General features: G+C 27.6%; 28 protein-coding genes. 18 read left to right on the top strand and 10 right to left on the bottom strand.

Going from position 1 to position 23,351, the window contains the following annotated elements; all coding sequences use genetic code 4:
* Positions 1-32 precede the first annotated feature (32 nt).
* From U5U50_RS01385 to pgsA, 6 genes are read left to right on the top strand one after another with little or no spacing between them, the layout of a single operon-like run.
* Positions 33-272, top strand: coding sequence for a hypothetical protein (locus tag U5U50_RS01385; RefSeq protein WP_324673222.1), 240 nt, complete (start codon positions 33-35; stop codon positions 270-272).
* Positions 272-862 (top strand): DNA integrity scanning protein DisA nucleotide-binding domain protein, encoded by a 591-nt coding sequence (locus tag U5U50_RS01390; RefSeq protein ID WP_324673224.1) that lies wholly within the window; start codon positions 272-274, stop codon positions 860-862. The genes U5U50_RS01385 and U5U50_RS01390 overlap by 1 nt, the downstream gene beginning before the upstream one ends.
* A gap of 1 nt (position 863) precedes the next feature.
* Positions 864-2,333 carry a magnesium transporter gene (gene mgtE / locus U5U50_RS01395; protein WP_324673226.1) on the top strand — a complete coding sequence of 490 codons (1,470 nt, stop codon included), beginning with the start codon at positions 864-866 and terminating at the stop codon, positions 2,331-2,333.
* Between the two features lie 9 nt (positions 2,334-2,342).
* Positions 2,343-2,675: a hypothetical protein gene (locus tag U5U50_RS01400; protein WP_323176433.1), complete on the top strand. Its 333-nt coding sequence runs from the start codon at positions 2,343-2,345 to the stop codon at positions 2,673-2,675.
* Positions 2,676-2,687: 12 nt separating this feature from the next.
* Positions 2,688-3,260, top strand: a complete 573-nt coding sequence (locus U5U50_RS01405) for an MHJ_0274 family protein (RefSeq protein ID WP_324673230.1) — start codon at positions 2,688-2,690, stop codon at positions 3,258-3,260.
* Entirely contained in the window at positions 3,232-4,032 is an 801-nt protein-coding gene (gene pgsA / locus U5U50_RS01410; RefSeq protein WP_324673232.1) for a CDP-diacylglycerol--glycerol-3-phosphate 3-phosphatidyltransferase, read from the top strand. Before U5U50_RS01405 ends, pgsA begins: the two co-directional genes overlap by 29 nt.
* Positions 4,033-4,288: 256 nt before the next feature.
* Here pgsA and rlmD read toward each other — a convergent pair whose 3' ends face one another.
* Together rlmD and rsmD are read right to left on the bottom strand one after the other, a co-directional pair.
* Entirely contained in the window at positions 4,289-5,617 is a 1,329-nt protein-coding gene (gene rlmD / locus U5U50_RS01415) for a 23S rRNA (uracil(1939)-C(5))-methyltransferase RlmD (protein WP_324673234.1), read from the bottom strand.
* Positions 5,605-6,147: a 16S rRNA (guanine(966)-N(2))-methyltransferase RsmD gene (gene rsmD / locus U5U50_RS01420; protein WP_324673236.1), complete on the bottom strand. Its 543-nt coding sequence runs from the start codon at positions 6,145-6,147 to the stop codon at positions 5,605-5,607. The genes rlmD and rsmD overlap by 13 nt, the downstream gene beginning before the upstream one ends.
* 71 nt (positions 6,148-6,218) lie before the next feature.
* On the opposite strand from rsmD, the gene trmB reads away from it, so the two are divergent.
* From trmB to U5U50_RS01450, 6 genes are all read left to right on the top strand, one after another.
* The gene (gene trmB, locus U5U50_RS01425) at positions 6,219-6,830 is read left to right on the top strand and encodes a tRNA (guanosine(46)-N7)-methyltransferase TrmB (protein WP_324673238.1); all 612 of its coding nucleotides are present in this window, start codon (positions 6,219-6,221) and stop codon (positions 6,828-6,830) included.
* Between the two features lie 346 nt (positions 6,831-7,176).
* Positions 7,177-7,596, top strand: a complete 420-nt coding sequence (locus U5U50_RS01430; RefSeq protein WP_324672626.1) for a hypothetical protein — start codon at positions 7,177-7,179, stop codon at positions 7,594-7,596.
* Positions 7,479-7,928, top strand: a complete 450-nt coding sequence (locus U5U50_RS01435) for a transposase (protein WP_324673241.1) — start codon at positions 7,479-7,481, stop codon at positions 7,926-7,928. The genes U5U50_RS01430 and U5U50_RS01435 overlap by 118 nt, the downstream gene beginning before the upstream one ends.
* 145 nt (positions 7,929-8,073) lie before the next feature.
* A complete protein-coding gene (locus U5U50_RS01440) occupies positions 8,074-8,406 on the top strand; it encodes an IS3 family transposase (RefSeq protein WP_324672630.1) in 333 nt (110 codons plus the stop codon).
* A 91-nt stretch (positions 8,407-8,497) separates the two neighbouring features.
* Positions 8,498-8,758 carry a hypothetical protein gene (locus U5U50_RS01445; protein WP_324673242.1) on the top strand — a complete coding sequence of 87 codons (261 nt, stop codon included), beginning with the start codon at positions 8,498-8,500 and terminating at the stop codon, positions 8,756-8,758.
* A gap of 1 nt (position 8,759) precedes the next feature.
* On the top strand, positions 8,760-9,617 hold the full coding sequence (locus tag U5U50_RS01450; protein ID WP_324673245.1) for a hypothetical protein: 858 nt from the start codon (positions 8,760-8,762) through the stop codon (positions 9,615-9,617).
* A gap of 83 nt (positions 9,618-9,700) precedes the next feature.
* On the opposite strand, the gene rpsR is transcribed toward U5U50_RS01450, so the two are convergent.
* The 3 genes from rpsR to rpsF are packed head-to-tail and all read right to left on the bottom strand — an operon-like array spanning position 9,701 to position 10,958.
* Positions 9,701-9,964, bottom strand: a complete 264-nt coding sequence (gene rpsR, locus U5U50_RS01455) for a 30S ribosomal protein S18 (RefSeq protein WP_324673246.1) — start codon at positions 9,962-9,964, stop codon at positions 9,701-9,703.
* A gap of 10 nt (positions 9,965-9,974) precedes the next feature.
* Positions 9,975-10,511, bottom strand: coding sequence for a single-stranded DNA-binding protein (locus U5U50_RS01460; protein WP_324673248.1), 537 nt, complete (start codon positions 10,509-10,511; stop codon positions 9,975-9,977).
* 39 nt (positions 10,512-10,550) lie between these two features.
* Positions 10,551-10,958, bottom strand: coding sequence for a 30S ribosomal protein S6 (gene rpsF / locus U5U50_RS01465; RefSeq protein WP_323176425.1), 408 nt, complete (start codon positions 10,956-10,958; stop codon positions 10,551-10,553).
* Positions 10,959-11,235: 277 nt separating this feature from the next.
* On the opposite strand from rpsF, the gene efp reads away from it, so the two are divergent.
* The 5 genes from efp to U5U50_RS01490 are packed head-to-tail and all read left to right on the top strand — an operon-like array spanning position 11,236 to position 14,523.
* Complete coding sequence (gene efp / locus U5U50_RS01470; RefSeq protein WP_324673252.1) at positions 11,236-11,799, top strand: elongation factor P; 564 nt, start codon at positions 11,236-11,238, stop codon at positions 11,797-11,799.
* On the top strand, positions 11,799-12,107 hold the full coding sequence (locus U5U50_RS01475; protein ID WP_257089681.1) for an MMB_0454 family protein: 309 nt from the start codon (positions 11,799-11,801) through the stop codon (positions 12,105-12,107). Before efp ends, U5U50_RS01475 begins: the two co-directional genes overlap by 1 nt.
* Entirely contained in the window at positions 12,107-12,451 is a 345-nt protein-coding gene (locus tag U5U50_RS01480) for a hypothetical protein (RefSeq protein WP_324673253.1), read from the top strand. The genes U5U50_RS01475 and U5U50_RS01480 overlap by 1 nt, the downstream gene beginning before the upstream one ends.
* A 15-nt stretch (positions 12,452-12,466) precedes the next feature.
* On the top strand, positions 12,467-13,453 hold the full coding sequence (locus U5U50_RS01485; protein ID WP_324673254.1) for an MAGa3780 family membrane protein: 987 nt from the start codon (positions 12,467-12,469) through the stop codon (positions 13,451-13,453).
* Positions 13,454-13,503: 50 nt separating this feature from the next.
* Positions 13,504-14,523, top strand: coding sequence for a nicotinate phosphoribosyltransferase (locus U5U50_RS01490; protein ID WP_324673256.1), 1,020 nt, complete (start codon positions 13,504-13,506; stop codon positions 14,521-14,523).
* A 59-nt stretch (positions 14,524-14,582) separates the two neighbouring features.
* On the opposite strand, the gene U5U50_RS01495 is transcribed toward U5U50_RS01490, so the two are convergent.
* The 5 genes from U5U50_RS01495 to U5U50_RS01515 form a co-directional block, all read right to left on the bottom strand.
* Positions 14,583-16,247, bottom strand: a complete 1,665-nt coding sequence (locus tag U5U50_RS01495) for an MHO_4530 family protein (protein ID WP_324673257.1) — start codon at positions 16,245-16,247, stop codon at positions 14,583-14,585.
* A complete protein-coding gene (locus U5U50_RS01500; protein WP_324673259.1) occupies positions 16,247-18,454 on the bottom strand; it encodes an ATP-dependent helicase in 2,208 nt (735 codons plus the stop codon). Before U5U50_RS01500 ends, U5U50_RS01495 begins: the two co-directional genes overlap by 1 nt.
* A complete protein-coding gene (locus tag U5U50_RS01505) occupies positions 18,445-19,080 on the bottom strand; it encodes an RDD family protein (RefSeq protein WP_324673261.1) in 636 nt (211 codons plus the stop codon). The genes U5U50_RS01500 and U5U50_RS01505 overlap by 10 nt, the downstream gene beginning before the upstream one ends.
* A 165-nt stretch (positions 19,081-19,245) precedes the next feature.
* Entirely contained in the window at positions 19,246-20,256 is a 1,011-nt protein-coding gene (locus U5U50_RS01510; RefSeq protein WP_324673263.1) for a glycosyltransferase, read from the bottom strand.
* A 96-nt stretch (positions 20,257-20,352) separates the two neighbouring features.
* On the bottom strand, positions 20,353-21,591 hold the full coding sequence (locus U5U50_RS01515; RefSeq protein WP_324673265.1) for an MAG3090 family protein: 1,239 nt from the start codon (positions 21,589-21,591) through the stop codon (positions 20,353-20,355).
* Positions 21,592-21,951: 360 nt separating this feature from the next.
* Here U5U50_RS01515 and U5U50_RS01520 point away from each other — a divergent pair, with 360 nt between their 5' ends.
* On the top strand, positions 21,952-23,322 hold the full coding sequence (locus tag U5U50_RS01520) for a glycine--tRNA ligase (protein WP_324673267.1): 1,371 nt from the start codon (positions 21,952-21,954) through the stop codon (positions 23,320-23,322).
* Positions 23,323-23,351 lie beyond the last annotated feature (29 nt).

Consider the following 23,351-nt stretch of genomic DNA (forward strand, 5'->3'; position numbering starts at 1 on the left):
AATTAAAAAAGTAAATATAAAAAGGAGTCAATATGGATAAGAAAACTAAAGAAAAAAGAAAATTCATTGACTTAGTTGAATTTAGAAAAAATGAGATAAATAACGCTCGTGTTAAAGCGCAAGCAGAAAATGAAGTATTAGAACGCAAAAAATCACAAAAAGCTCTTCCTTGATACAAAAAAGATTTAACTTTTAACATTCTTGGAATAGTTTTTACATTACTTGTAATGGTGCTAATCATCCTAATCGCATATTTTGTTAAAGGTGCATAATGGATGTTGTTGTAATCATTTCATTAGTTATAGGTTGCTTAACTTTGATAGCAACCCTAGGACTTTTAGGTTATTTCTTAAAACCAACTATTTCTACATTTGTTGGAAATAAAATCAGAAAATCAAAATATGAAAAATTAGGAAAAAGTAGTCAAATTCGTTTAATTAACCAATTAAGAGAAACAGTTGATTACTTATCAAAAAACAAAATTGGTGCTCTTATTACGATCGAAAACAATGACAACATTGATAATTTAAGAACTGATGGTGTTGTTGTTAACGCAAACATTTCAAGTAGTTTGCTTATTTCGATTTTTAATAAAACATCTCCATTGCATGATGGTGCTGTGGTTATTAGAGATAACAAAATCTACTATGCAGCTACATTTTACAAAATCACAAAAAGAAGTTTTGAAGCTAATTATGGCTCAAGACATAGAGCTGCTTTGGGAATTTCTGAACAATCAGATGCAACTACAATTGTAGTTTCAGAAGAAAATGGACAAATTAAAATCATTAAAAACGGGGCAATGATAGATACTGGATTAGATCATTTCCAAGAAGATTTAATTAAGTACTTAAGTGAGTAATATGAACTTCACAGAAAAACAAAAATTAGAGTTAATACAAAATTTAAGAACTCTCATTGCTGCTAAAAAAATTAAAGACGTCAGATTGTTGCTTGAAAAATATCCTCTTGCAGACTTTGCTGAGGCACTTGGTGAATTAACAATCAATGAGCAACTTTATATTTTAAGGGTGCTTAAAACCGGAGATGCTGCTGACGTTTTTGCTTATTTAGATGATGATACAAAAGTTAATTTAGCTCAATCGTTTACTAAAGATTGAGGTATGGAAGTTTTACAAGAACTTCAAACTGACGAGTTAGCCGACGTTCTCGAAGAATTACCAGCTAACATTACAAAATACATTTTGTCTAAAACAGATGCAGAAAAAAGACAAAAATTAAATAACATTTTATCTTACGATGACGATAGCATCGGAAGTATTATGAGCGTTGATATGTCTATTCTTAAATCTGGTTGAACAGTTAAAAAGGCTATTTCAAAAATCAAAAAAGATTATAGAAACAACATTGAACTTACACACAACTTCTATGTTGTAGATGACCAAAAGAAATTACTTGGAGACATCACGCTTGAAGAATTAGTCTTTGCAGATGATGAAAAAGAAACTTTAGATGAACTTTACAACGTTGTTGCAACAGTTCACCCAAATGATAAAAAAGAAAATGCAGCTAACATATTTGCTGACCACGATAGATCAACGCTTCCAGTAACTACAGCTGATGGACATCTTATCGGTATGATTACAGCTGATGATGTTATTGATGTTATTCAAGATTCAGCAACAGAGGATATGTATAAGCTTGCCGGAATTAATCCTGAAGCTGCTGAAGAAAGTTATCTTAAAACAAGAATTATGCAAATTGTTAAATCTCGTGTTTTGTGATTAATTATCTTAATGATTTCAGCTACTTTATCTCAATTTATTATTCAAAAATTCACTGATGTTTCAGAAGGGTTTGTTAACGGAATTAATGTTGCAATTTCTTCTGCTATCTTAGTTGGGCTTATTCCGATTATTTCAGGGGCTGCTGGAAACGCAGGTTCTCAATCTTCCACAACAATTACTCGTGCAACATCTTTAGGTGAAATTGGAACTAAAGATATGTGAAAAGTAGTTGGTCGTGAAGTATCCATTGGCGCTATTATTGGTGCGATTATGTTTGTAGTTAATGTAGTCAGACTTTATATTTACTTTGCAATTCCATCATTTAGAGAAAGCGATGGTAAAACAGCAAGTTGAGGAGTTCTTACATTTGTTATTTTAGCAAGCTCATTATCACTATTTTTTGTAGTTATCTTTGCTAAATTCTTAGGAACAATTATTCCTCTTGTAGCTATTAAATTTAAAAAAGACCCAGCTGTTATGTCTGCTCCAATTTTAGCTACATTATCAGATGCTTTATCAACATTGATTTTCTTTGGTCTTAACATTTTAGTTCTTTTTATAGCACACAGTGCTCATTGAATTTAAGGAGAATTTATGCAACACGAAACAATCGATATTGAAAAAATCGTTTTATTAGCAGAAAACTATGTGAATGCTAAAAAAGAAGCAAATGAAAACTTAAAATTAATCAAAGAAGAACTAAAAGATGTAGACATCGAAATTTCAAGAACACTGTCAACTGGTGGAAAAATTTCATACGTACTATATCAACCTGCTAATTCATTTGACTACAGAGGATATGGAAACTTCTTACATCAATCGATGTTAGAAGGAAGAACTTTTACACCTGAAGAATTAGATGATTTAATCAAAGAATATGTAGTAGCAAAAGAACCTAAATGAAAATTAAAAATAACTACAAAATAGAAAGGAGATGTTATGCCTGACAATAAATTAAATATAGCAATTTGAATTATCCTTGGTGTTGTTTTACTTGCTTTAGCATCATACATCTTATACCAGTTCATTAAGGACAAAATTGCAAAGAAAAAACAAAGACAAGCGCACTTTGAATTTACACAAGAAGCAATCGCGTATGTTTATGAACTTAACGTTATGGTTAACAAATTAATCAAACTTAACAAAGTAAAACACGATGAATTTGTACCATCAATTGGTGAATACACAATGTCAGAAATTAACAATAACACTAGAAATGTTCTTGTTAAAGTCTTTAAATCACCTGAATTTAGAGAATTCTTATTTAAAAACCCTGCTCATGAAATTTTTATTAAAAACTTAGAACAACTTAGAGATTGCAATTCAAACTTATGAGTTAAAAAAATCCCTAACGTTTTAGAATACTTTAATACAAACCAAGAAAAAGCTTTTGCAGAAGTTAAAAAATACAATGAAGCCTCAATTAATCAAATTTATAAAGAAGAAGCTGAATTACACAGCAAAATAGAGGAGATTTTTAAAAATGAGTTCAACAAAGGAAAAGAAAATTAAAAAAGCAAAAGTTGTAAAAGAAAAGAAAAAAATCAGTTTACCAAACTTACTTACATTAATTAGAATTATTTTAGTTGTTCCAATGCTTCTATTAATGTCAATTAGCATTTTATTAATTTACTTAGGAACTTACCAAACTGGCGCATCATATTTTGCATTAGAAACTTTATCAAATTCAGGTAGCGGTCTAGGATACAAAATTACACTTACAATTATTAATTTATTAATCCTTGCAATTTTCATTGGAGCTATGATCACAGATTACTTTGATGGAACAATCGCAAGAAAACGTAATTTAGTATCTGTGTTTGGAAAAGTTTGAGATCCAATTGCAGATAAACTAATGGTTAACTTAACACTTGTTTATTTAGCTGTAATTAATGTTTTACCTTTCTGAGCTATGGCGCTTTTCTTATTAAGAGATATTATTGTTGATGGTGTTAGAGTATTTTTAGCATCAAAAGGATACGATGTATCAGCAGGTAAATGAGGAAAAATTAAAACTTTTGTTTTAGCTATCGGACTTACAATCACATTATCTGTTACAGTTGGGTTGCATTACGCAACATTAAATATAGCATCACACCAACAAATGGTTAGATACATTTTAAACATCCCAATTTACGTAGCTTTAGTATTTGCAATTCTTTCAGGGATTCTCTATGTAAGAAAAGCATTTAAAGCTGTTAAATTAGTTACAACAACAGAAACAGTTGCAACAACACAAACAAAAGTAGTTGAACAAAACAACCAGAACAAATTGAACAATTAAAAAATAAGTAAATAAACAATAATTTAATTTGAATAAACTTAAATCAGATATCAGTTAACATATTAAGGTTTACAGTGGAATTTATATTAACAAAGAAATTTTATGAGAACTATTTGTTTCAGAGTTTTTAGCAGTTACATAAAAAGATTTGCCATAAAAACTTATTTCATACAGGAATTGTTGCTTCAACATATATTTTTATTTCAATGATATTTTCCGGAATATATGCAATAGAAAAATAAAAATAGTCGCAAGACTATTTTTTTTCGATGAAAACAAGCGCCTCAATATGTGGTGTATTAGGAAACATATCAAAACCTTGAATGTAAGTTATTTTATAATAATTAGATTCTAAAATTAATTGTAAATCTCTTGTTAATGTCTTAACATCACAAGACATATAAACAATATTTTTGATTTGTTTTTCAATTATTCAATCAATGAATTCTTTACTTATTCCACTACGTGGTGGGTCTAAAATTAAAATGCTGTCCTCTAAATTAGAAACATTATTAGTAAAATAAATATCAGAAGATATTGTTTTATATTCACCACTAACAGAGTTTAAAAACTTGTTATTATTTGCATTTTTAATTGCACTTGAGACAATGTCAGAACCATATACATAATTATTTTTGTTTGCAACAATTTGACCAATTGTACCAACTCCACAATATGCATCTAAAATAGTTTTAATATTGTTTTTGCTATTTACATACTCTTTTATCTTAGTAAACATCATCGATGCAACAATATCATTTACTTGAAAGAAAGATTGAATGCTACAAATGAACTCTTTATCATTCAACTGCATTTTGAATTGTTCTTTTTCAAATAAAACTTGTACACTATGCTTTTTGTTGATGCTTAGTGAAATAACTTGTGTAATTTCATTAAGTAATTTAACTAATTTATTAGGTAAATCATAATCAGAGTGAATTGATAAACAAACATCAATTTGATTTTTTGAATTTGCTCTTAATGTGATTTTTTCAAACATTTTCAAGTTTTTTAATTTGCTAGTGTTTTTCAGAAATGTTTGAATTGTATCTAAAATGTTACTGATTGTTTCTTTTATGATTGGTTTAACTAAAAATAAATTATTAGCATCTGTTATTTCATTAGATTTTTGATTAATTTCATTGATAGTCAACTGATTATTTTGAACGCTTAATTTATAAGAAACTTTATTTCTATATTCAAATTGAATTAAAGATTGAGTAAATTGAGAATAAACTTCATATAAATTTATGTTTCGCAAGTTTCTTTTAAGCAAATTATAGAAATAGTTATTTTTAAATTTGATTTGAGCAGGATATTTTAAAGTGACTAATGGTGCTGATGGAGTTCATTTAAATTCAGAGTTTCTATCATAAGAAAAAGTTAAATGTTTAACAATGCATCCAAATGCATAATTTTTATATAAGTTTGTTATCTTGATAATTGCTTCTTCATTAGGTAATAAATCACTTATGAAAATAGGAAAGTTATTTTCATCTCTATAAACACCATAACCTTCGTAACTAATTTCACTGCATTTAACTTTTAACTCTTGTTGCAAGGCATATTTGTTTATTTTAGGCATATTTTTAAGATATAAACCTTTCCATATTGTTTTTCTTTATAAACTTGCAAATTGTCAGGCAAGACAATTAAATTAGGTTTATCAGTTTCTAAAATAATTTCACCATTTTCATTTAGTAAGCTTTTTTGTGAAATTGTTAAAAGTGAATTGTTGACTAATTCATATTCAACAAATGGAGCATCAATAAATATAAAATCATAAGTTTTGCTTGTCTTACTTAAAAAATGTAAAGCATCTTCATTAAATAAACTTATTTGATTATCTGTTTTAGTTTTAGCAACATTTCCTTTAGTTACAGTAAAAACTCGTCTTTGTTTTTCAACTGCATCAACGTGTTTTGCACCTCTGCTGATAGCCTCAATAGCTCAAGCTCCTGAACCTGAAAACAAGTCTAAACAAGTTGTGTCTTCAATTTCAAATTGAATTGATGAAAAGACAGCTTCTCTGACTTTATCTCCTGTAGGTCTAGTGAATTTTGAATCTGGTTGTTCTATTATTAAGTGACGTAATTTACCTGCTATTATTCTCATTTTAGCTCCTTATAAAAATTCTTTTTAACTATTCATATAGTGATTTTTAAATTATACATTATAATAAAACCATGAGATTGAGATATGATAAAAATGCTGAAGCAAATTTAACAAATTCTGACTTTTTAATTAAAGAATTTCCAGTTAATTTAAAAGAAAATGATGTTTTAGAAATTGGAGCAGGTAAAGGTGAAATGATTGCTCAATTAGCTCTTCAAAATCCTAATATTACATATTATGCTTTTGAAAAATACCCAACAGTAGCTAATAAAATTCTTAAGAAGATTAATGAACTTAATTTTAAAAATCTTTTCATTATCGCTAAAGACGCAAGTAATTTAACTGAATTATTTACAGGTAAAATAGACACAATTTGATTAACTTTTTCAGATCCGTGACCTAAAAAAGCTCACGAAAAAAGAAGATTAACATACAAAACATTTTTAGACCAATATAAACAATTATTATCTGAAAAAGGTTGCTTATACTTTAAAACTGATAATGATAAGTTATTTCAATTTTCAATAGAATCATTGAATGAAAATAATTGAAATATCATTGATATGACAACTGATTTACATTCGTCAAAATATAATGAAACTAATGTTCAAACAGGATATGAGCAAAAATGATCTTCACTTGGTAAAAACATTAATTTCTTAATCGCTAAGCCAAATAAATAATGTTTAAAATTATGAATACTATAATAGTATTCATTTTTTATCATTTTATTAAAGTAAGCTTTTTAGTTTTGTAATTTAATACATAAGTAATTTAAATTAAATTAGAGATATTGATGAAGAATAATAGAAGAACAGCAAATAAAAAATAAAATTATATTTTTAATCAAGGTTAATGACAATGAATTCTACAGGGATGACAATAATTCTTATTTTTTGAATTATTTTTGGAATTTCTTTATTGTTACATAGTGAAAGATTTTTTCAAAAATAAAAAACGGTTATTGTAAACTGGGACACAAAATATGGACAAAACCGTATTTTGTGTTTTTTATATTAAGGAGTTATTATGAAACAACTAAAACAAGAACAATGACTAGAACTTTTTTCAGACTATGATGATTATAAGAAGAGTTTAATGTCAAAAAATGATTTTGAAATTAAATATCGAGCGATAAGAGGTGTTAGCTTTTTTGACAAAAAATTTATATATTCGAAGAGGAATTTTTTAGAGAAATATAAAAGATATAATTTAGGAATGACAAATCTAATATCACAAACAGGTAAATCTCCTAAAAAAGGCAAAGGATCTGGGAGACCTAAAAAATTAAAAATTACACCAATGGATATTGTTAAAAAGAATGAGAAAAAATGCCAAAAGAACAATTGATTGAAATTTTGGAAATTTTTAAAGATTCATTCGATAGGAATAACTTTGATGTTGATATATCTAAAATCAAAAAAACTTCTGTTTCAACTAGAAAATTAGCGATTATATTTAACAGATCAAAATCAACAATTCATAATTGAAAAAGCAAAGAGCAAAAATCTAAAACCAAAAAAATTGATCATAAAAATGATGAATTAATATTAGAAGCTTTTAAAAAGAATAAATGTATATTTGGAAGAAAAAGATTAGAAAATTACATCAAACAAAAATATCAGATTTTGCTTAATTATAGGACTATTGGCAGAATTATGAATAGATTGCAATTATATTGTTTAATTAGAAGAAAGAAAAAAGATAGAGAAAGAAAAAACACAAATGTTAAATTTGTAGACCTTGTAAAACGTGATTACAGCGGAAAACCAACCAAATAATCGCAACAGATGTTACATATATTACAGCACCAAAAGATTGTGAAAACAATTTTGTTTTTTGTCAATTGACATTGACCACAAAAGTAAATTTATTGTAAATTACAATTTGTCAAAAATAAATGATTTAGATTTAGTTATGAAACACATGTCAAAAATAAAATTGAACAAACAATGAATAGCACATTCAGACCATGGTTTCCAATATTCATCTAAAGATTATTTGCAAACAATATCTAAAAATAATGGCATTGTTTCAATGGGGAGAGTTGGCAACTCTCTAGACAACAGAGAAGCAGAATATTTCTTTTCCATTTTAAAGTCTGAATGTTTAAAATTAATTGATATAACCCAGATAACTTTTGATGATCTTAGCAAAATAATTAATGAGTTTATTTTTTGATACAATAATGAAAGAATTCAATCAAAATTAGATTGAAAAACACCCCAACAACATTGAGGTGTTATTATGTCTAATTAAACCTTCTGTCCATTTTTAGTGTCCCAGTTTATTGTTTTAAGAATATAATTTTAATAATAAATAGATAATTACTCTTAAAAAAGAGGTAGAAATGAAAAATAATTTACTTAATGCAAGAATGTTATTTTCTTCAGTAACAAATGTTATGAATCTGACACTAGTGAATGTTTCAACAAATGTTAATATTTCTGGAGAAAATTGAACAAAATTAAATCAAATAGATATGAAAGCTGTTGAGAGGTTAAATAATAAAGTTCTTAAAAAATCAGGTTTAATGAAAGTCTATGACAAGAGAAATGGTTGATATATTAAAATACTACCTAACAATAATAAAATTCATAACTTAGGTTAAAATGGACTTAATAGGGATTTGAACAATTTTTATTCTATGAATTGTTATTGGGGCTTTATCAACTCTATCTTCTCTGATTTTATTTTACTGTTTCTATTTACCAATAGATAGAAATTTTAGCAAAATCGAGAACTGCAGGTGAAAGCAATTAAAATATTGAAATCGCAATAATGCAACAGTTAATAAAAAGTATTTAGATGGTTTTATAGCATTAAGAACCTTATACAAAAGATATGAAACATCATTGTCAATTCTTTCGTTTTTTAGCTTAATTTATTTTCTAATCTCTTTATCATTCTTTTTTGCATGAATCTATCCTCCTAGTAATTTTCTTAAAAAAGAGGAAGCATATATCGGTTTCCCATTTCCTCTTGTATGGTTTGTTGTATCATCTATACCATTTGGAAGTTGTTTCAGTATCTCTAGAAAACGTTATTTTTTCATAAAATATTCTAGTTATTGAAATGATTTTTTAAAACAAATAACCAATAATTTTAAAGATATAAATTGAACTTATGAATGTGAGTTATTTAAAAAAAATAACAATTTAAAAATAAAAAATAAAATTGATATCAAATTAGAGAAGTTAAAAATAATTCCATCATGAGATGTAGATCTAAGTGATATTAATTTTGAAAATAAAAAGAAAACCAAGAAAAAGTATTTTTACATAAATAATACGTGACGCATTTATAAGAATGCAGAAGACATAGGTTATTTCTTGTATAACTTTGATGACATTGAAGAATTTGTAGGAAATGAAAATAAAGAAATTTATAAAGATATATACTATTACTACATTAATGAAATTGAAGAAAAACGTAATAAAAAAATAAAGATAAAATCTAATTCAATTTAACCTTAAGCACCACGGGAGTGGTGTTTTTTGTTTTTGGTAAAAGAAAACCACTTGCTTTCACAAGTGGTGTAATAGTATATAAATTAGTTTGATTTTTGAATACGTGGACGAACAACGTGGTAAGGCATTAAAGCGATGAAACGTGCTCTTTTAATTGCGTTAGCAACTTTTCTTTGGTGTTTAGCACATGTTCCTGTTGAAGCCTTAGGTTTAATTTGCCCTGTTGCTGTTATATATTTGTGTAATAAATCAATGTTTTTGTAATCAACATATGTCATTTTGTTATCACAGAATTCACATGATCTTCTTCTGTTAATAAAACCTTTTTTGTTTTTGTAAAAAGCCATTCTTATCTCCTTAATTTAAATCCTCAGGTGCTGCGAAAAGATCTTCTAAATCGTGTAATTTAGTAGCACTCGTTTTTGGATTAGTATTTTCAAATGTAGCATTCGCAGGTTCATTACGATTCACATCACTTTGTGATGCTTTATAAGTCGGAGTATACGTTTGGGGTGCAGACGACACCGGAGAAAGAGTTGCGTTTAAAGAACCAGCACGAGCTTCTCTGACACTTTTTGACTCTAGAGCGACGATTTGATCTGCAGTAACATCTAACGTTCTTACTATTTGGTTTGTTTGGTTACTGTGATATTGATTTGAATGTAAAGACCCTTCAACTAAAACAAGAGACCCTTTATTTAAATATCTCGCTACGAACTCGGCATTTGATCTTCAAGCAACAACCGGGATAAAGTCAGTAACTTCATTTTGTTGTGATGAAAAGCTTCTTCTATTAACTGCCACTGTGAAACGTACGTATGGAACACCTTGTGATGTATGCGCTATCGCATTATCTGATGTTATACGGCCTACTATTGTAATTTTATTAAACATAATCCCTCCCTGTGAATAACTAAACTTTTAAGCATTTAATTATTCAGATGCTTTCGCTTTAACTGTTCTTGTACGAGGTTTTGAAACTTTTTCTTCTGCTGATGCAGCTGATTTTCTTGTTCTACGTACTGGTTTTTTAGTTTCTTTAACAGATTCTTTTCCGTTAAGACCTTTTTCTGTGTCTAAATTAATTACTAAAGCTCTTCAGATATCTTTAATAATGTTTGAACGACGTGTAAATTCAGCGATGTCTGAACCTTTAGCATTAACAAACGCTAAAACGTATTGTCCGTGTTTTGACTTGTTGATTTCGTAAGCTAATTCATTTCTTTCAAGTTTTTCAACTTTAGAAATGTTTTCTTTTCCAAAAACTTCGTTTAATAAGTCAACTAAAACTTGAACGTCTGCTTTTGGACTAACGATTGACATAATTTCGTATTTTTGCATTTTCTCTCCTTATGGTCGTTTCTGGGCTAAAAATCTTATAGCCAAGGAGTATCTTTATATACTCTTGTATATTATACAAGAGTGTCAAAATCTAACCAAAAATTTTTAAGACTATTACACACCTTTAAAAATATTTTTTACATCTAGCACACTAACCAATTTAGTAAATTTTAGTTTTTTATGTGAAATTAAGCAAAATTTGAATTTTTGAACTATTTAAATACAATTTTTTAATTATTTAATATAATTAAACAAATAATTTACTAAGGAGAATTTTATGATTAATGTTAATGAATTTAAACCAGGTATTACTTTCCAAGATGAAGGTGACATTTTTGTAGTTTTAGATGCTCAACACTCAAAACAAGGACGTGGACAAGCAAACGTTAAAGCTAAAGTTAAAAACTTAAGAACAGGTTCAACGACTATAAAATCATACACAGGTGGAGACAAAGTTAAACCAGCTCACATCGATAAAAGAAAAATGAATTTCTTATACTCAGATGGAGAAAACATTATCTTAATGGATAATGAAACATATGAACAAGTTGAAATTCCTGTTACAGCAGTTGAATGAGAATTGAACTTCTTAAAAGAAGGTTCAGAAGTTCAAATTAGAAAATTTGAATCAGAAGTTTTAGATATCGAATTACCTGCTCACGTTGATTTATTAGTTACAGAAGCACCTGATGCAGTTAAAGGCAATACTACAACAAACCCTCAGAAAAAAGTAACTGTGGAAACTGGTTTTGAATTAGAAACACCTATGTTTATTAAAGAAAATGACATTATTTCTGTTTCAACAGAAACTGGAAAATATGTTGGAAAAGCAAATAAATAATGAATTGAATTAATGTATCTTACAATTCAAATCAAAATTACATAGTTCAAGAAAGTGCAATTTTAGACGTTGTAAACATTGCGCTTAGTTCATACAAAAATATTAAAGCTTCAAACTCAATTAGATTAAGTTTTGACGATAAACATTCAAACGTTGAAATTTATGTAGATATTAAAATTAAAAACCAAAAAAATAAAGAACCATATTCAACAATCAAAGAATTAATCACACAAATTGAAAATGGTGTGAAATCTTTAATTGACAAGAAACCTAAAAACGTTCAAGTAGTGTTATTAGATTTTTATTAATGAGAAAAACTTATAAAGATTTGAATAAAAACTCTTATGCAATATACAGAAGAGTTTTTATTAATGAAGTTCGTGCTGAATTAAATAAAAAACAAAACGTCAAGTCATATGAGAAAAAAAACAAGTACACTATTGAATATTTTTTAAAATTAAACAAATTACTGAAGGAATTAGAAACAGACAAAATTCCAGATCGATATTTACCTGAAAATAGATTTGTGTTCAATAGACTAAAGAAAAAATATTTAATGAATAAATATTCAAAATGATTTGTTCTCGTTGGAATTAGTTTTGTTCTATTTATTATAGGTATTATTCTACTAGCTGCATTTAAAATAATTTAACTTTAAGGAGCTGTCGTGATTGGATTGAAAAAGTCTTTTAGAACTCTAAAGGCAAAATTTAATTTATTTGATTGAAAAGATTGAATTACATTTTCAATAGGTTTAACTTTAATTCTTACTTATTTAGTTGTAACCTTACTTGAATGACACTTCAGAAGTATTGCAGTTGAAAAAGCATTCTTAGAAGTTAAAGGGACATTAGATGAATCTAATGTTGATAGTGCTAAGCTTCAAAAATTAATTTACCCTAATGCAACATTACTTTTCTGAGGTGGATCAACTTACTGATTTACATTTATGTCTAATGTACTTATGGGTGTAACAATGTTCTTATATCCTTTTTATAGAACATCTAAAAAAGCACAAAGATTTTACTTTGCTTCAATGGTCTATATTATTATTGTAGTTGCAGTTTATTGATGTGGTGTAGCAACTGATCCAACACTAACGAGTGACTCACAAACTTTTGAATGAGTTAAAACATCAATTATGCACGGTGCTGCTCCATTCTTGGGACTTTTAACTCTTGTTGGATGAGAAAGAAAACGTATCAGAATTTCAAATGTGTCAATTTGAAGTTTTATGATTTATCCAATTGCTTACTTATTTTTCACATTTGCAATTTATGCATTTGGACACAAATTTATGAAATTTGGAGGAACTGAATTAGAACGTGGTGTTGTTATTTATTCAGTTGTTTCATATTTACATCCATTTAACTACAAAGGTAATTCAACATTAGTTATTGTAGTTTTAGACATTATGCTTTTACTTTTTGCTATGTTTTCAGCACCTGCTTTAGGATTCTTCTTAAGAAAAGTGCTCAGAATCCTAAAACCAGGTCAAAAAGTGCTTCCTAAAATTTACTTTATTTCTCCAAAAGTACGTGAAGCAATTAGACTTAAAAAATTACATTTAAACAAACAAAGAGAAGAATGCAAAGCTGAAAAACAAAAAATAAAACAACTAAGAAAAGAACAAAAACTTAATAAGCAAAAATAATTTACAACAAACTATTTGCTGTAGTTTGTTTTATTATACAGGTGGTAAAAATGCGCAAAGATAAAAAATCCTATATTGCATCTTACTTTGAAAAAACTAAACAAATCTTAGAAACTTTTAAACCTAACAACAAGATTGTTATGCAATTTTTTCAAAGAAAAAACAACTCAATTTTATGTGGAATTAATGAAGTTCTTGCTCTTTTAGAAGAACAAACAGACACATCAAAATACACAATTAAATACTTACCTGAAGGTTCAAAAATTAATAATTTAGATGTTGTTTTACAATTAGAAGGACACTATCAAGATTTTGGTATTTGAGAAGGTATGATTGACGGTATTTTAGCTAGAAATACGTCAATTGCCACAAACGCTTACCACTGTGTGCAAGCTGCAAAAGATAAACAAGTTATCTTTATGGGAGATAGAGCAGACCATTACATTAATCAAGAAATGGATGGTTATGCAGTTAGAGTTGGTGGGATTAAAGCTGTTTCTACATTAGCTCAAAAAAATCAAAACGAAGTTGATGATGAAAATGTTTTTGGAAGTATGCCTCACGTTTTAATTCAAGGTTTTGCAGGCGATACAGTCGCTGCAACTAAGGCTTATCATAAACTTTTCCCTAAAAATAAACTTATAGCTCTTGTGGACTATCATAATGATATTATTAGTGAATCTCTTAAAGTTTGAAATGAACTTAGAAATCTTGTTTGAGGTGTTAGAATTGACACTTCAAAGAATATGATTGACCATATGTTTGATAATGATGAAGAAAAGCAAAATGGAGTTAATCCAGAACAAATTAAAAGGTTACGTGAAGCATTGGATAAAGTTGGAGCAACTGACTATAAAATAGTTGTTTCATCCGGATTTAATGCAGAAAAAATAGAATTATTTGAATCATTAAATGTCCCTGTAGACTATTATGGAGTTGGTCAAAGCATTTTCAAACTTAACAATTCTTTCTCAGCTGACGCAACTATTTTAAATGGAAATCCTGAAGCTAAAGAAGGAAGAAGGTACAGAGAAAATCCTAATTTAATAGTGTACAAGTCAGATAAATAATTTATCAGCTTTAAAAGCTGATTTTTTTTATACAAAAAATATCCCTGATCAGGATATTTTTAATTATCATTCTTATATGAAATTTTAACATTAGCCTTTTTAATTGTAAGTGGGTCTAAATAATCAGGTGCACCTTCATAAATAGTCTTAATGTTATTATTTGTAGCTAAGTTCACAATATTAAAACAGTTTAAAAATACCTTTGTATTGTTTAATTGTTTTGAAATCTTTTCTCCAATTACAATAGCTTGCAATTTTGTGTCGTTGATGATATTGATAAGAGATTTATCAATGGTGTCAATGTATAAAGCTGTAGGTATTTTTTTCTTGTAGTTGTCACTGATTTTTTGTTTTAAATGATATGTATCAAATGTGTTATTGTATGCATAAATAAGACAAATTGGTTTCTTTTCTTCAAGAATGAAGCTATGTTGTAAAAATGTCTCTTGGGATATTTTTATCAATCTCTGCATATTTTTAACATTACCAATTTCATTGAGTTTTTCGGTATTTTGTATGATGAAGTTGTATCATTTTTTTTCATATAAGTAATTTAAATGTGGGATTTTTCGAAAGAAGTCAGTTCAATATTTGTCTTGGTCGTCTTTAGTTATTTTTTGTAATGAGTTGATTACAATGTTTGAAGCTTTTTTAGTTTCATAAACAAAGATATTTGTGCTCTTAATTGTTGCATTTTTAGAACTTAAAGTATTGTTTCATTGGACATATTCATTTAATCTCTTAACAAATTCTGTGAATTTAAGATCATGAGAAATTGTTGCAGGAATATTTGAATATGTTGATTTTGTTTTAGGATTAATCATTAAATTAAATAATGAGTATTTGACTTTATTGATTAATTTAATTTTATCAGCTCTATTATTTAGTTTATTTTCACTAATTAACGAAGCACATAAGAAAAATTTGTTAATCATCCTATTATCATTAATTTCATTAATCATTTTAAGATACTTTTTATGTCTAAATTTTCATAATTTATTCTTAACAATAAACAGAATTCCATCAATAATATAGAAAGGTGTTTTTGATATTGAAATGTTTAAGTTATCAAAAATTGATTTAATTTGGATGCTGTCAAATTCCTTGTTTATAAAGTAAGGTTTAAATGCAAAAGCTAAAACAGAATGTTTGTTACTTTTGAAGTTTTTTTGTTCGAATTCTTTTAATGATTGCTCTGAATTATGATGATTAAATTTGTATTTAAGTTGATTTTTTTCCCACTTAATAGTACAAATGAATTTTTTATTTTCAACAGGTTTGATTTTAAGAATATATGATGAATTAAGTCTTTTATTTGATTTATCAAGCAAGTAAGCTATTTTTTCAAATAACGTAAGGTTTGATATGTTAAATTCTGGATTAAGTTTAATTTCAAAAGAAGTTTTAACTGAACCACTAACTAAGTCAAAGAATTCGTTTAGTTTTTTTCTACTTCCTTCATCAAGGAAGCTAAAAAAGGTTTGTAATGTAATGAAATTAAATGTTCTGAAACCTAATTTTTTAGCATCAAATAAAGTTGATAATGCTTGATTTCTTTTTGAAAATCTAAGAACTTTTTTATTAACTGAATCAATTTCAAACAAAATTATTCCAGCTGTTGATCTTATGTAATATAAGTAAATAATTAATCAAAATCCCATTAATAATACAAAGAGTAATATTAATGAGATTATTGAAATTACAATAATAGCTATTAAATTCATTATCTTGTAATTACTTTGATTGAAGGGTGATTTTTATTAAGGGTTCTTATTTTTCTATCTTTAATGAAGTCAATAACAATTTCCGTTCCTTTAACTTCAACAACTTCACCTTCACCGAACATAACGTGAGAAATAATATCTCCAACTACAACATTATTGTTTGTAGGTGTTTTATCATCAGGTGAAAATGTAGAATCATCAAATTTTCTTCCGTGGTAGTTGATAATAAAGTCTGAAATATCAACCCCCATTTCTCCAATAAATCTTGAAGGTTTCTTATCAATATCAGATGAAATAAGTTTTCCACGCGAGTCACTTAGGAATAAACGTTGTTTTGCTCTGGTTATTGCAACATAAGCTAAACGTCTTTCATCTTCTAATGTATCGTTGTATTTATCAATTAATGGAGATGATAATTGTTTTTTATTTTTCTCTCTATCTAAAGCACGCTTGTTAGGGAAAACTCCTTCAGACATGCCGATAACAAAAACGTTATCAAATTCTAATCCTTTAGCAGAGTGAATTGTCATAAGTGAAACGTAGTTAGAAACGTTATCATATTCATCCTCAACTGATGTTAGCCCAACTTCGTTTAAGTAGTCAATAGCAGACTTATCTGGATTGTTGCTTTCTCAGTTTTGAATTGAATTAATTAATTCCTTAACGTTATCAATAGCTGAACCTCTAAGATTTTTATTCATTTCAATGTGTTCATAGTATTTGATTTCTTCAAGGAATTTATTTAAAGTTAAACTTATTTTATTTGTTAATAAAGCTTTTTGATATTTACGAATAGTTGATAAGAATGGGAAGATTGATTTAACAATTAATTCTTTTGAGATAGGTAGAATTTTAATATCTCTAATCATTATGTTGAATAAACTATCGTGAATGTTTTGTGTGTGGTCTTTAAGTTTTTTAAGAGTGGCAGGACCAATTCCTCTATTAGGAACATTAATAACACGTTCGAATGAAATATCATCATTAGGGTTTGCTAAAACTTTCAAGAATGCAAGTGCATCTTTAACTTCAGCACGTTGGAAGAATTTAATTCCATTAAAGATTTTGTAGTTAATGTTTTCTGCAATAAGTGCATCTTCAATTGGTCTTGATAAGTAGTTTGCACGATATAAGATTGCAATTGATTTTAATTGTTGTTTTTGTTTTTTAAGTTCATTAATTTTTTGAACTACTCATCTAGCTTCAGCTTCTGAATTGAATCCGTGGTAGTACTCAATTTCTAAACCTTCTTCGTTTTCTGTAATTAAATTTTTATGGACACGGTTTGAGTTATGAATAATAAGATTGTTAGCTGCATTTAATATTTTTTTACTTGATCTGTAATTTGTATCAAGTACTATTGTTTTAACGTTTTCAAAATCTTTATCAAAGTCTAAGATTAAGTTAACATCAGCACCACGTCAGTTGTAAATTGTTTGGTCAGGGTCTCCAACAATTGTAAAGTGTGTATTTGAACCAATGATTTGTTTAATAACTTCATATTGAAGTTTTGATGTATCTTGAAACTCATCAACAAGTATATATTCAAATAATTTCTTAAGTTCTTCAACTACTTCAGGATGTGTATCGAATAAAAGTTTTGTAAAGATGATTAAGTCGTCAAAGTCAACAGCACCTTTTGAAGTTAATTCGTTTAAGTAATCTTGATATACAACTGCAAGGATGTGTTGAGGCGACTTGTTTAGCATTTTTGCTAATTCAGGTCCTGATTGAATTCGGAAGTTTTTAGCTCAAGAAATGTACTCAATCATTGTTTTATAACTAATATCATGAGATGAGATTCCTCTTTTTTCATAAATACCTTGAAGTATTTGAATTTTGTCAGGGTCATCTACGATAATAAAGTTTTCTCTAAATCCAATTAATTTACTTTTTCTTCTTAATAATTTTGCACAAAATGAGTGGAATGTTGAGATTTTAAGTTGATCGCTATCAACTGATTTTGAACAATATTGTAAAACACGTTCTTTCATTTCATTTGCAGCTTTATTTGTAAATGTTAAAGCTAAAATATTTTTGTAGCTTATACCTAAGTCATTAATTAAGTAAGCTATTTTTCTTGTAAGAACTCTAGTTTTACCTGAACCAGCACCTGCGATAATTCTTAAAGGTGAGTCAAAGTATTCAACAGCTTCACGTTGTTGTTCATTTAAGTCACTTAATAAATCAGGTTTAATTAATCCCATAAATTCTTCTCCTTATTAACGTAACGATATTTACGCCCTTTATTATAGAAAGGTAAAAGCACAATTTCTTCTTCAAGCACTTGTTGTATTTGCTTATCTTCAACAATCCTTGTATTAAACATTAAGTCAACTAATGTTAGTTTTTTATTGTAAAAAATTAACATTGTGTAACCTATTGTGTGAATTGCTAATCACGCAGTCATTAGTGCAGATATAAATGCACTGGACGATTTAAATTCATTTGTTTTTTCAAATTCCTTGATTGTCATTTCTTTTTGAAGACACATTGGAATAATTGTGAGTAAGAAGATAACTTCCAACATAAATATTCCTATTATGTTTCTTTTGAAAATGAATTTACAACTAAACTGCTTTGAATTTGTACCTATGAGCTTGAGTTTAAACAGTTTCATTCCAAGTGTTTTGCCTTTTAGTGATAAAGGTAAAATCAAGAAATAAACATTCGTTCAAACGCAAACTAAGACGACAGAAACAATTCTGTGAGTTAATGTTTGATTAGCGTGATCTAGCATTATCAAGAAGATAACAGCAGAAAATGCTATAAACAAAAAGTTGTCGAAGACATTTGAAAAAAATCTCTTGAAAAAAGATGCATTTTTATACATTTGTACTTGATTACAATTTGAATTGTAAATTCTCCTTTATATATATTTTTAATATATATAAATTTTAGCACATCTATTGATAAATAAAATTTTTAGTAATTTTATGGTGTATTTTTGAGTTTTTACATTAAAAAACCATATGAAAAAGCTCATATGGAAAGTTAATTATTCAAGTCCTTTTAATAATTTATCTGCTTTTAATTTAGAAAATTTAGTTTTTAGTAATTTAGTTTCATCATTATCAAGTAAAACATAATAGTTGGTTGTTAAAAACGTTTGGAAATCTGCTGTATCTTCAATTTTCTTAATTATTTCAGCGTGCTTATCATTTAGGAATGAACTACGTTTTTCACTAACTTCATCATCTTGAACATTGAATAATTTATAAAAGAAGTAGTTTGCTTTTAAAAAACCTGAAAGAAGTAATTTTAAGAAGTAGTATTTTGCGTATTCTAATTCTTCGTTAATTTTTAAATTCTGATTCTTTGCTATTTGTTTAATTATGTCAAATGATTTAACATAATTTTGTGTGTTCAATCAAATATCTGATGAAATAAAATCTCTTTTAACCCTATAGTCAAGGTATTTATATTTTTTAGCGTTCATTAAAAGAGTGTATGTAACTTCAATACACATAATTGAATCGTTTGAAATTTGAGGTCTATATTTAATGAATTTTTTAATTAATGATTTCTTGAAAACTTTGTCGAAGATGAAAGGAAAACTATATGCTAATGGTAATGAATTTTTAGTTAAATCAAACATTTGGCTCATTTCAGTTCTTTCTTTTGGTTTGAATCTAACTGAACCAATTAGTTTTGGTTTGAATTCTAAAACATCAACATTTCAACGTTGTGCTTGTTCTAAAATGTTTTCAACATAACTATCTTTAAATGTCGAATCTGAATTTAAAACAGTAATAAATTTACCTTTTGCAACTCTAAATGCACTAATTAAATTGTGTTGATATGAAGTGCTTTTTGTGTTAAAAATCATAATAAGTCTGTTACCGAAAAATTGGTAGTAATCTTTAGCAACTTTGAAGATTGCTTTTGAGTTTTCAGTTAAACAAAGAATAACTTCAAAGTTTTGTGCACTTTGATCTTTTAATCTTTCTAAGTATTCTCTTACTTTTTCAACTGAGTTATTTTTTAATGAAATTAATGATAGTCTCATTTTACACCTTCTTGTATTAAATTTATATTTATATAAATTTTAACACATTCAAAGAATAAAAAAACAAGGCGTTAAGCCCTGCGCATTGGATCAAAATTAAACGATGTATCCTAATCCTAATAAGATTACTAACACGATTAAGATTGAGAATCCTAAAGCAATTAAGAAAATTGATAAAAGTCTAATTCTTGAATGTGTTTTAACAACTTGACTTTCATCTGAAACAACAACATCTGATAATACAGATTCAAATACTAAGAAGTGTTGTCTTTGAGATTCTTCACCTAAGAAGATTGAGTAGTCGTAGCTGTCTTTTTTAACAAATCCAACGTGTAAGTTGTTCAATAATACGTATGAAGTTTTTTGTGCTAAAGTAATGTTTCCAACTAATTCACATACTGAATAAACTTCTGTTTCAGCATTGAATTCGATTTCTTCGCTTCCTTTAACTTTATCAGCAAATTCTTGCATTGCTTTAGAAATAGTGGCAACAATAGCAGCTAATAATTCTTTGTATTCTTCATTACCTTTAACATCTTTTTTAAGAGCTTTAGCAGCTTTTAAAACGTTTTCAAAGTTTGTTTCAATACGTTTGATATCTTCTAATGATGTTAATGTTTCTGGTAATGAAGCAGCTGTTAAACGAAGTTTTCTAGCGTAGATTGCTAATACTTTGATTTGTTCAGAAATCATTAAGTCTCTGATGTATGTATATTCTGTAATTTTATCTTCACACACTGGTAAAACTTCAACTTCTTTTTCTACAAATTTTTCAACTAAAACTTCTTTTGTAACTGAGTTAGCTAATTTTTCTTGAAGTTCGTTAACTTCTTTTTCTAATTGTTCTTTTTTGCTTAATTCACTTTGTAATTTTTCAATTTCTAAGTCTTTAGCAGATTTTTTTCTTTCGTAAACGTAATCATCATCAGCTGGGAAGTATGTTTCGTGATCGTTAATGATTTTGAAATCAACTACTTCTTTGAAGTTTCTTTTAGCTGCTTTATCATCACGTTTCATTGATTTTGGATCAATAGCTAATTCTTCTACTGTTTCTTCGTAATCTAAACCACCGTCGAATTTATCAACGTTAAGTTCGAATTCAGGAATGATATTTCCTTTTGAATCTTTATCATTAAATTCAATAACGATCCCTCCTCAGATTTTTTTATCTGTTTGGAATCAAGTTGCACATTCATAACCTAATGATAAGAATCAGGTCATAGCGTCTTTACGAGTTTTGAATAGAGCTAAAGGATTTTCAACTTTTGGGTGTTTAAGAGCTCAAGGGTAGTTTTTATCCTTGTTAGGTCTATATAAACATTGTAAACGTTTCATATATCTCCTTTGTTTAAATAAGTAATTTTGTATAACGTTATATAAAATAAACTTTCGTTCCTCTTAATTATAAATGCTTTTTATAAATAATGATGATATATTTGTCTACTTCTATCCCTATAATTTAAGGAAAAACGGTATTTTTTTGCTATTTTTTCAAAAAAATTAAGAAAAAATAACTATTTTTTGATGTTTTCCATAGTGTGTAAGGCATAAACATATTTTCAACTTAATAGTAAAGTTGTAAAAATCAAATGTGTTACAAAATTCAAAAATTTTTGATTTTTTCTTTGAATTTCATCAAATTATGATAATAAAAAATAAATTTTTTATTAAGCGTTTAGTGATAAAATTACAATTATGCTAAATAATAGAGAAAATAAAATGAATGATATTGTTAATCACTTGAAGAACTCTGGATTTGTTTTTCAAGGAAGTGAAATTTATGGAGGATTGTCAAATACTTGAGATTACGGACCACTTGGTTCACTTTTAAAAGATAACATTGAGCAAGCTTGAAAACGTGAATTTGTTATTAAAGAAACTAACAACTACTTAATCGACTCAAAAATTTTAATGAACCCACAAGTTTGAGTAACAAGTGGTCACGTTTCTAACTTCTCCGACCCTCTAATCGAAAACAAAGTTAATGGAAAAAGATATAGAGCAGACAAATTAATTCAAGAAGTAAATCCTGATTTAATTCCTGAAAAAATGAGCTTTGATGAAATGGTTGTTTTTGTAAGAGAGCACATCAAAGAATATGAGGGAGATAAAACAGATTGATCAGACATTAAGAAATTTAACTTAATGTTCGAAACTTCTCAAGGAGTTGTTGAGGGTGCTAAATCAAAAGTTTACTTAAGACCTGAAACAGCACAAGGTATTTTTATTAACTTTAAAAACGTTCAAAGAACAATGAGAGCTAAATTACCATTTGGTGTGGCACAAGTAGGAAAAAGCTTTAGAAATGAAGTTACGCCAGGAAACTTCATTTTCAGAACAAGGGAATTTGAACAAATGGAACTTGAATTCTTCACAAAACCTGAAGAAGCACAACAATGATTTGACTACTATGTAAACAAAGCTTATAATTTTGTGCAACAATTAGGAATTTCAAAAGACTTAATCAGAGTTAGAGCTCACGATCAAGAAGAGTTAGCTCACTATTCAACAGCAACAAGTGATATTGAATTTAATTTTGCTTTTGGTTGAGGTGAATTACTTGGGGTTGCTAACAGAACAGATTACGATCTTAAGTCACATATGAATGCAACAGGAGAATCACTTGATTACTTAGATCCTGAAACTAATACAAAAGTTATTCCATATGTTATTGAACCAAGCATCGGATTAGATCGTTTAATGTTAGCCGTAATTACAAGTGCTTATAATGTAGAAGAATTAGAAAATAATGATTCAAGAATTGTTTTACGTTTCCCTTACGAAATTGCGCCTTACAAAGTTGCTGTTATGCCACTTGTTAAAAAGTTAAATGAAAAATCAAAAGAAATATTCAACAATTTAGTTGCTGCTGGAATTTCAGTAACTTATGATGAATCTGGTTCAATTGGAAAAAGATATCGTCGTCAAGATGCAATTGGAACACCTTGATGTTTAACAATTGACTATGACACATTAGAAGATAATGCAGTTACTTTAAGAAACATAGATACTATGGAACAAGTCAGAGTATCAATTGACCAAGTAATTTCATTTATTCAAAAATAAAACTAACTAAATTAATTCAAAGGAGGAAA

The organism is Mycoplasma sp. 888 (genome assembly GCF_035609225.1).
GTDB lineage: Bacteria > Bacillota_I > Bacilli_A > Mycoplasmatales > Metamycoplasmataceae > Mycoplasmopsis.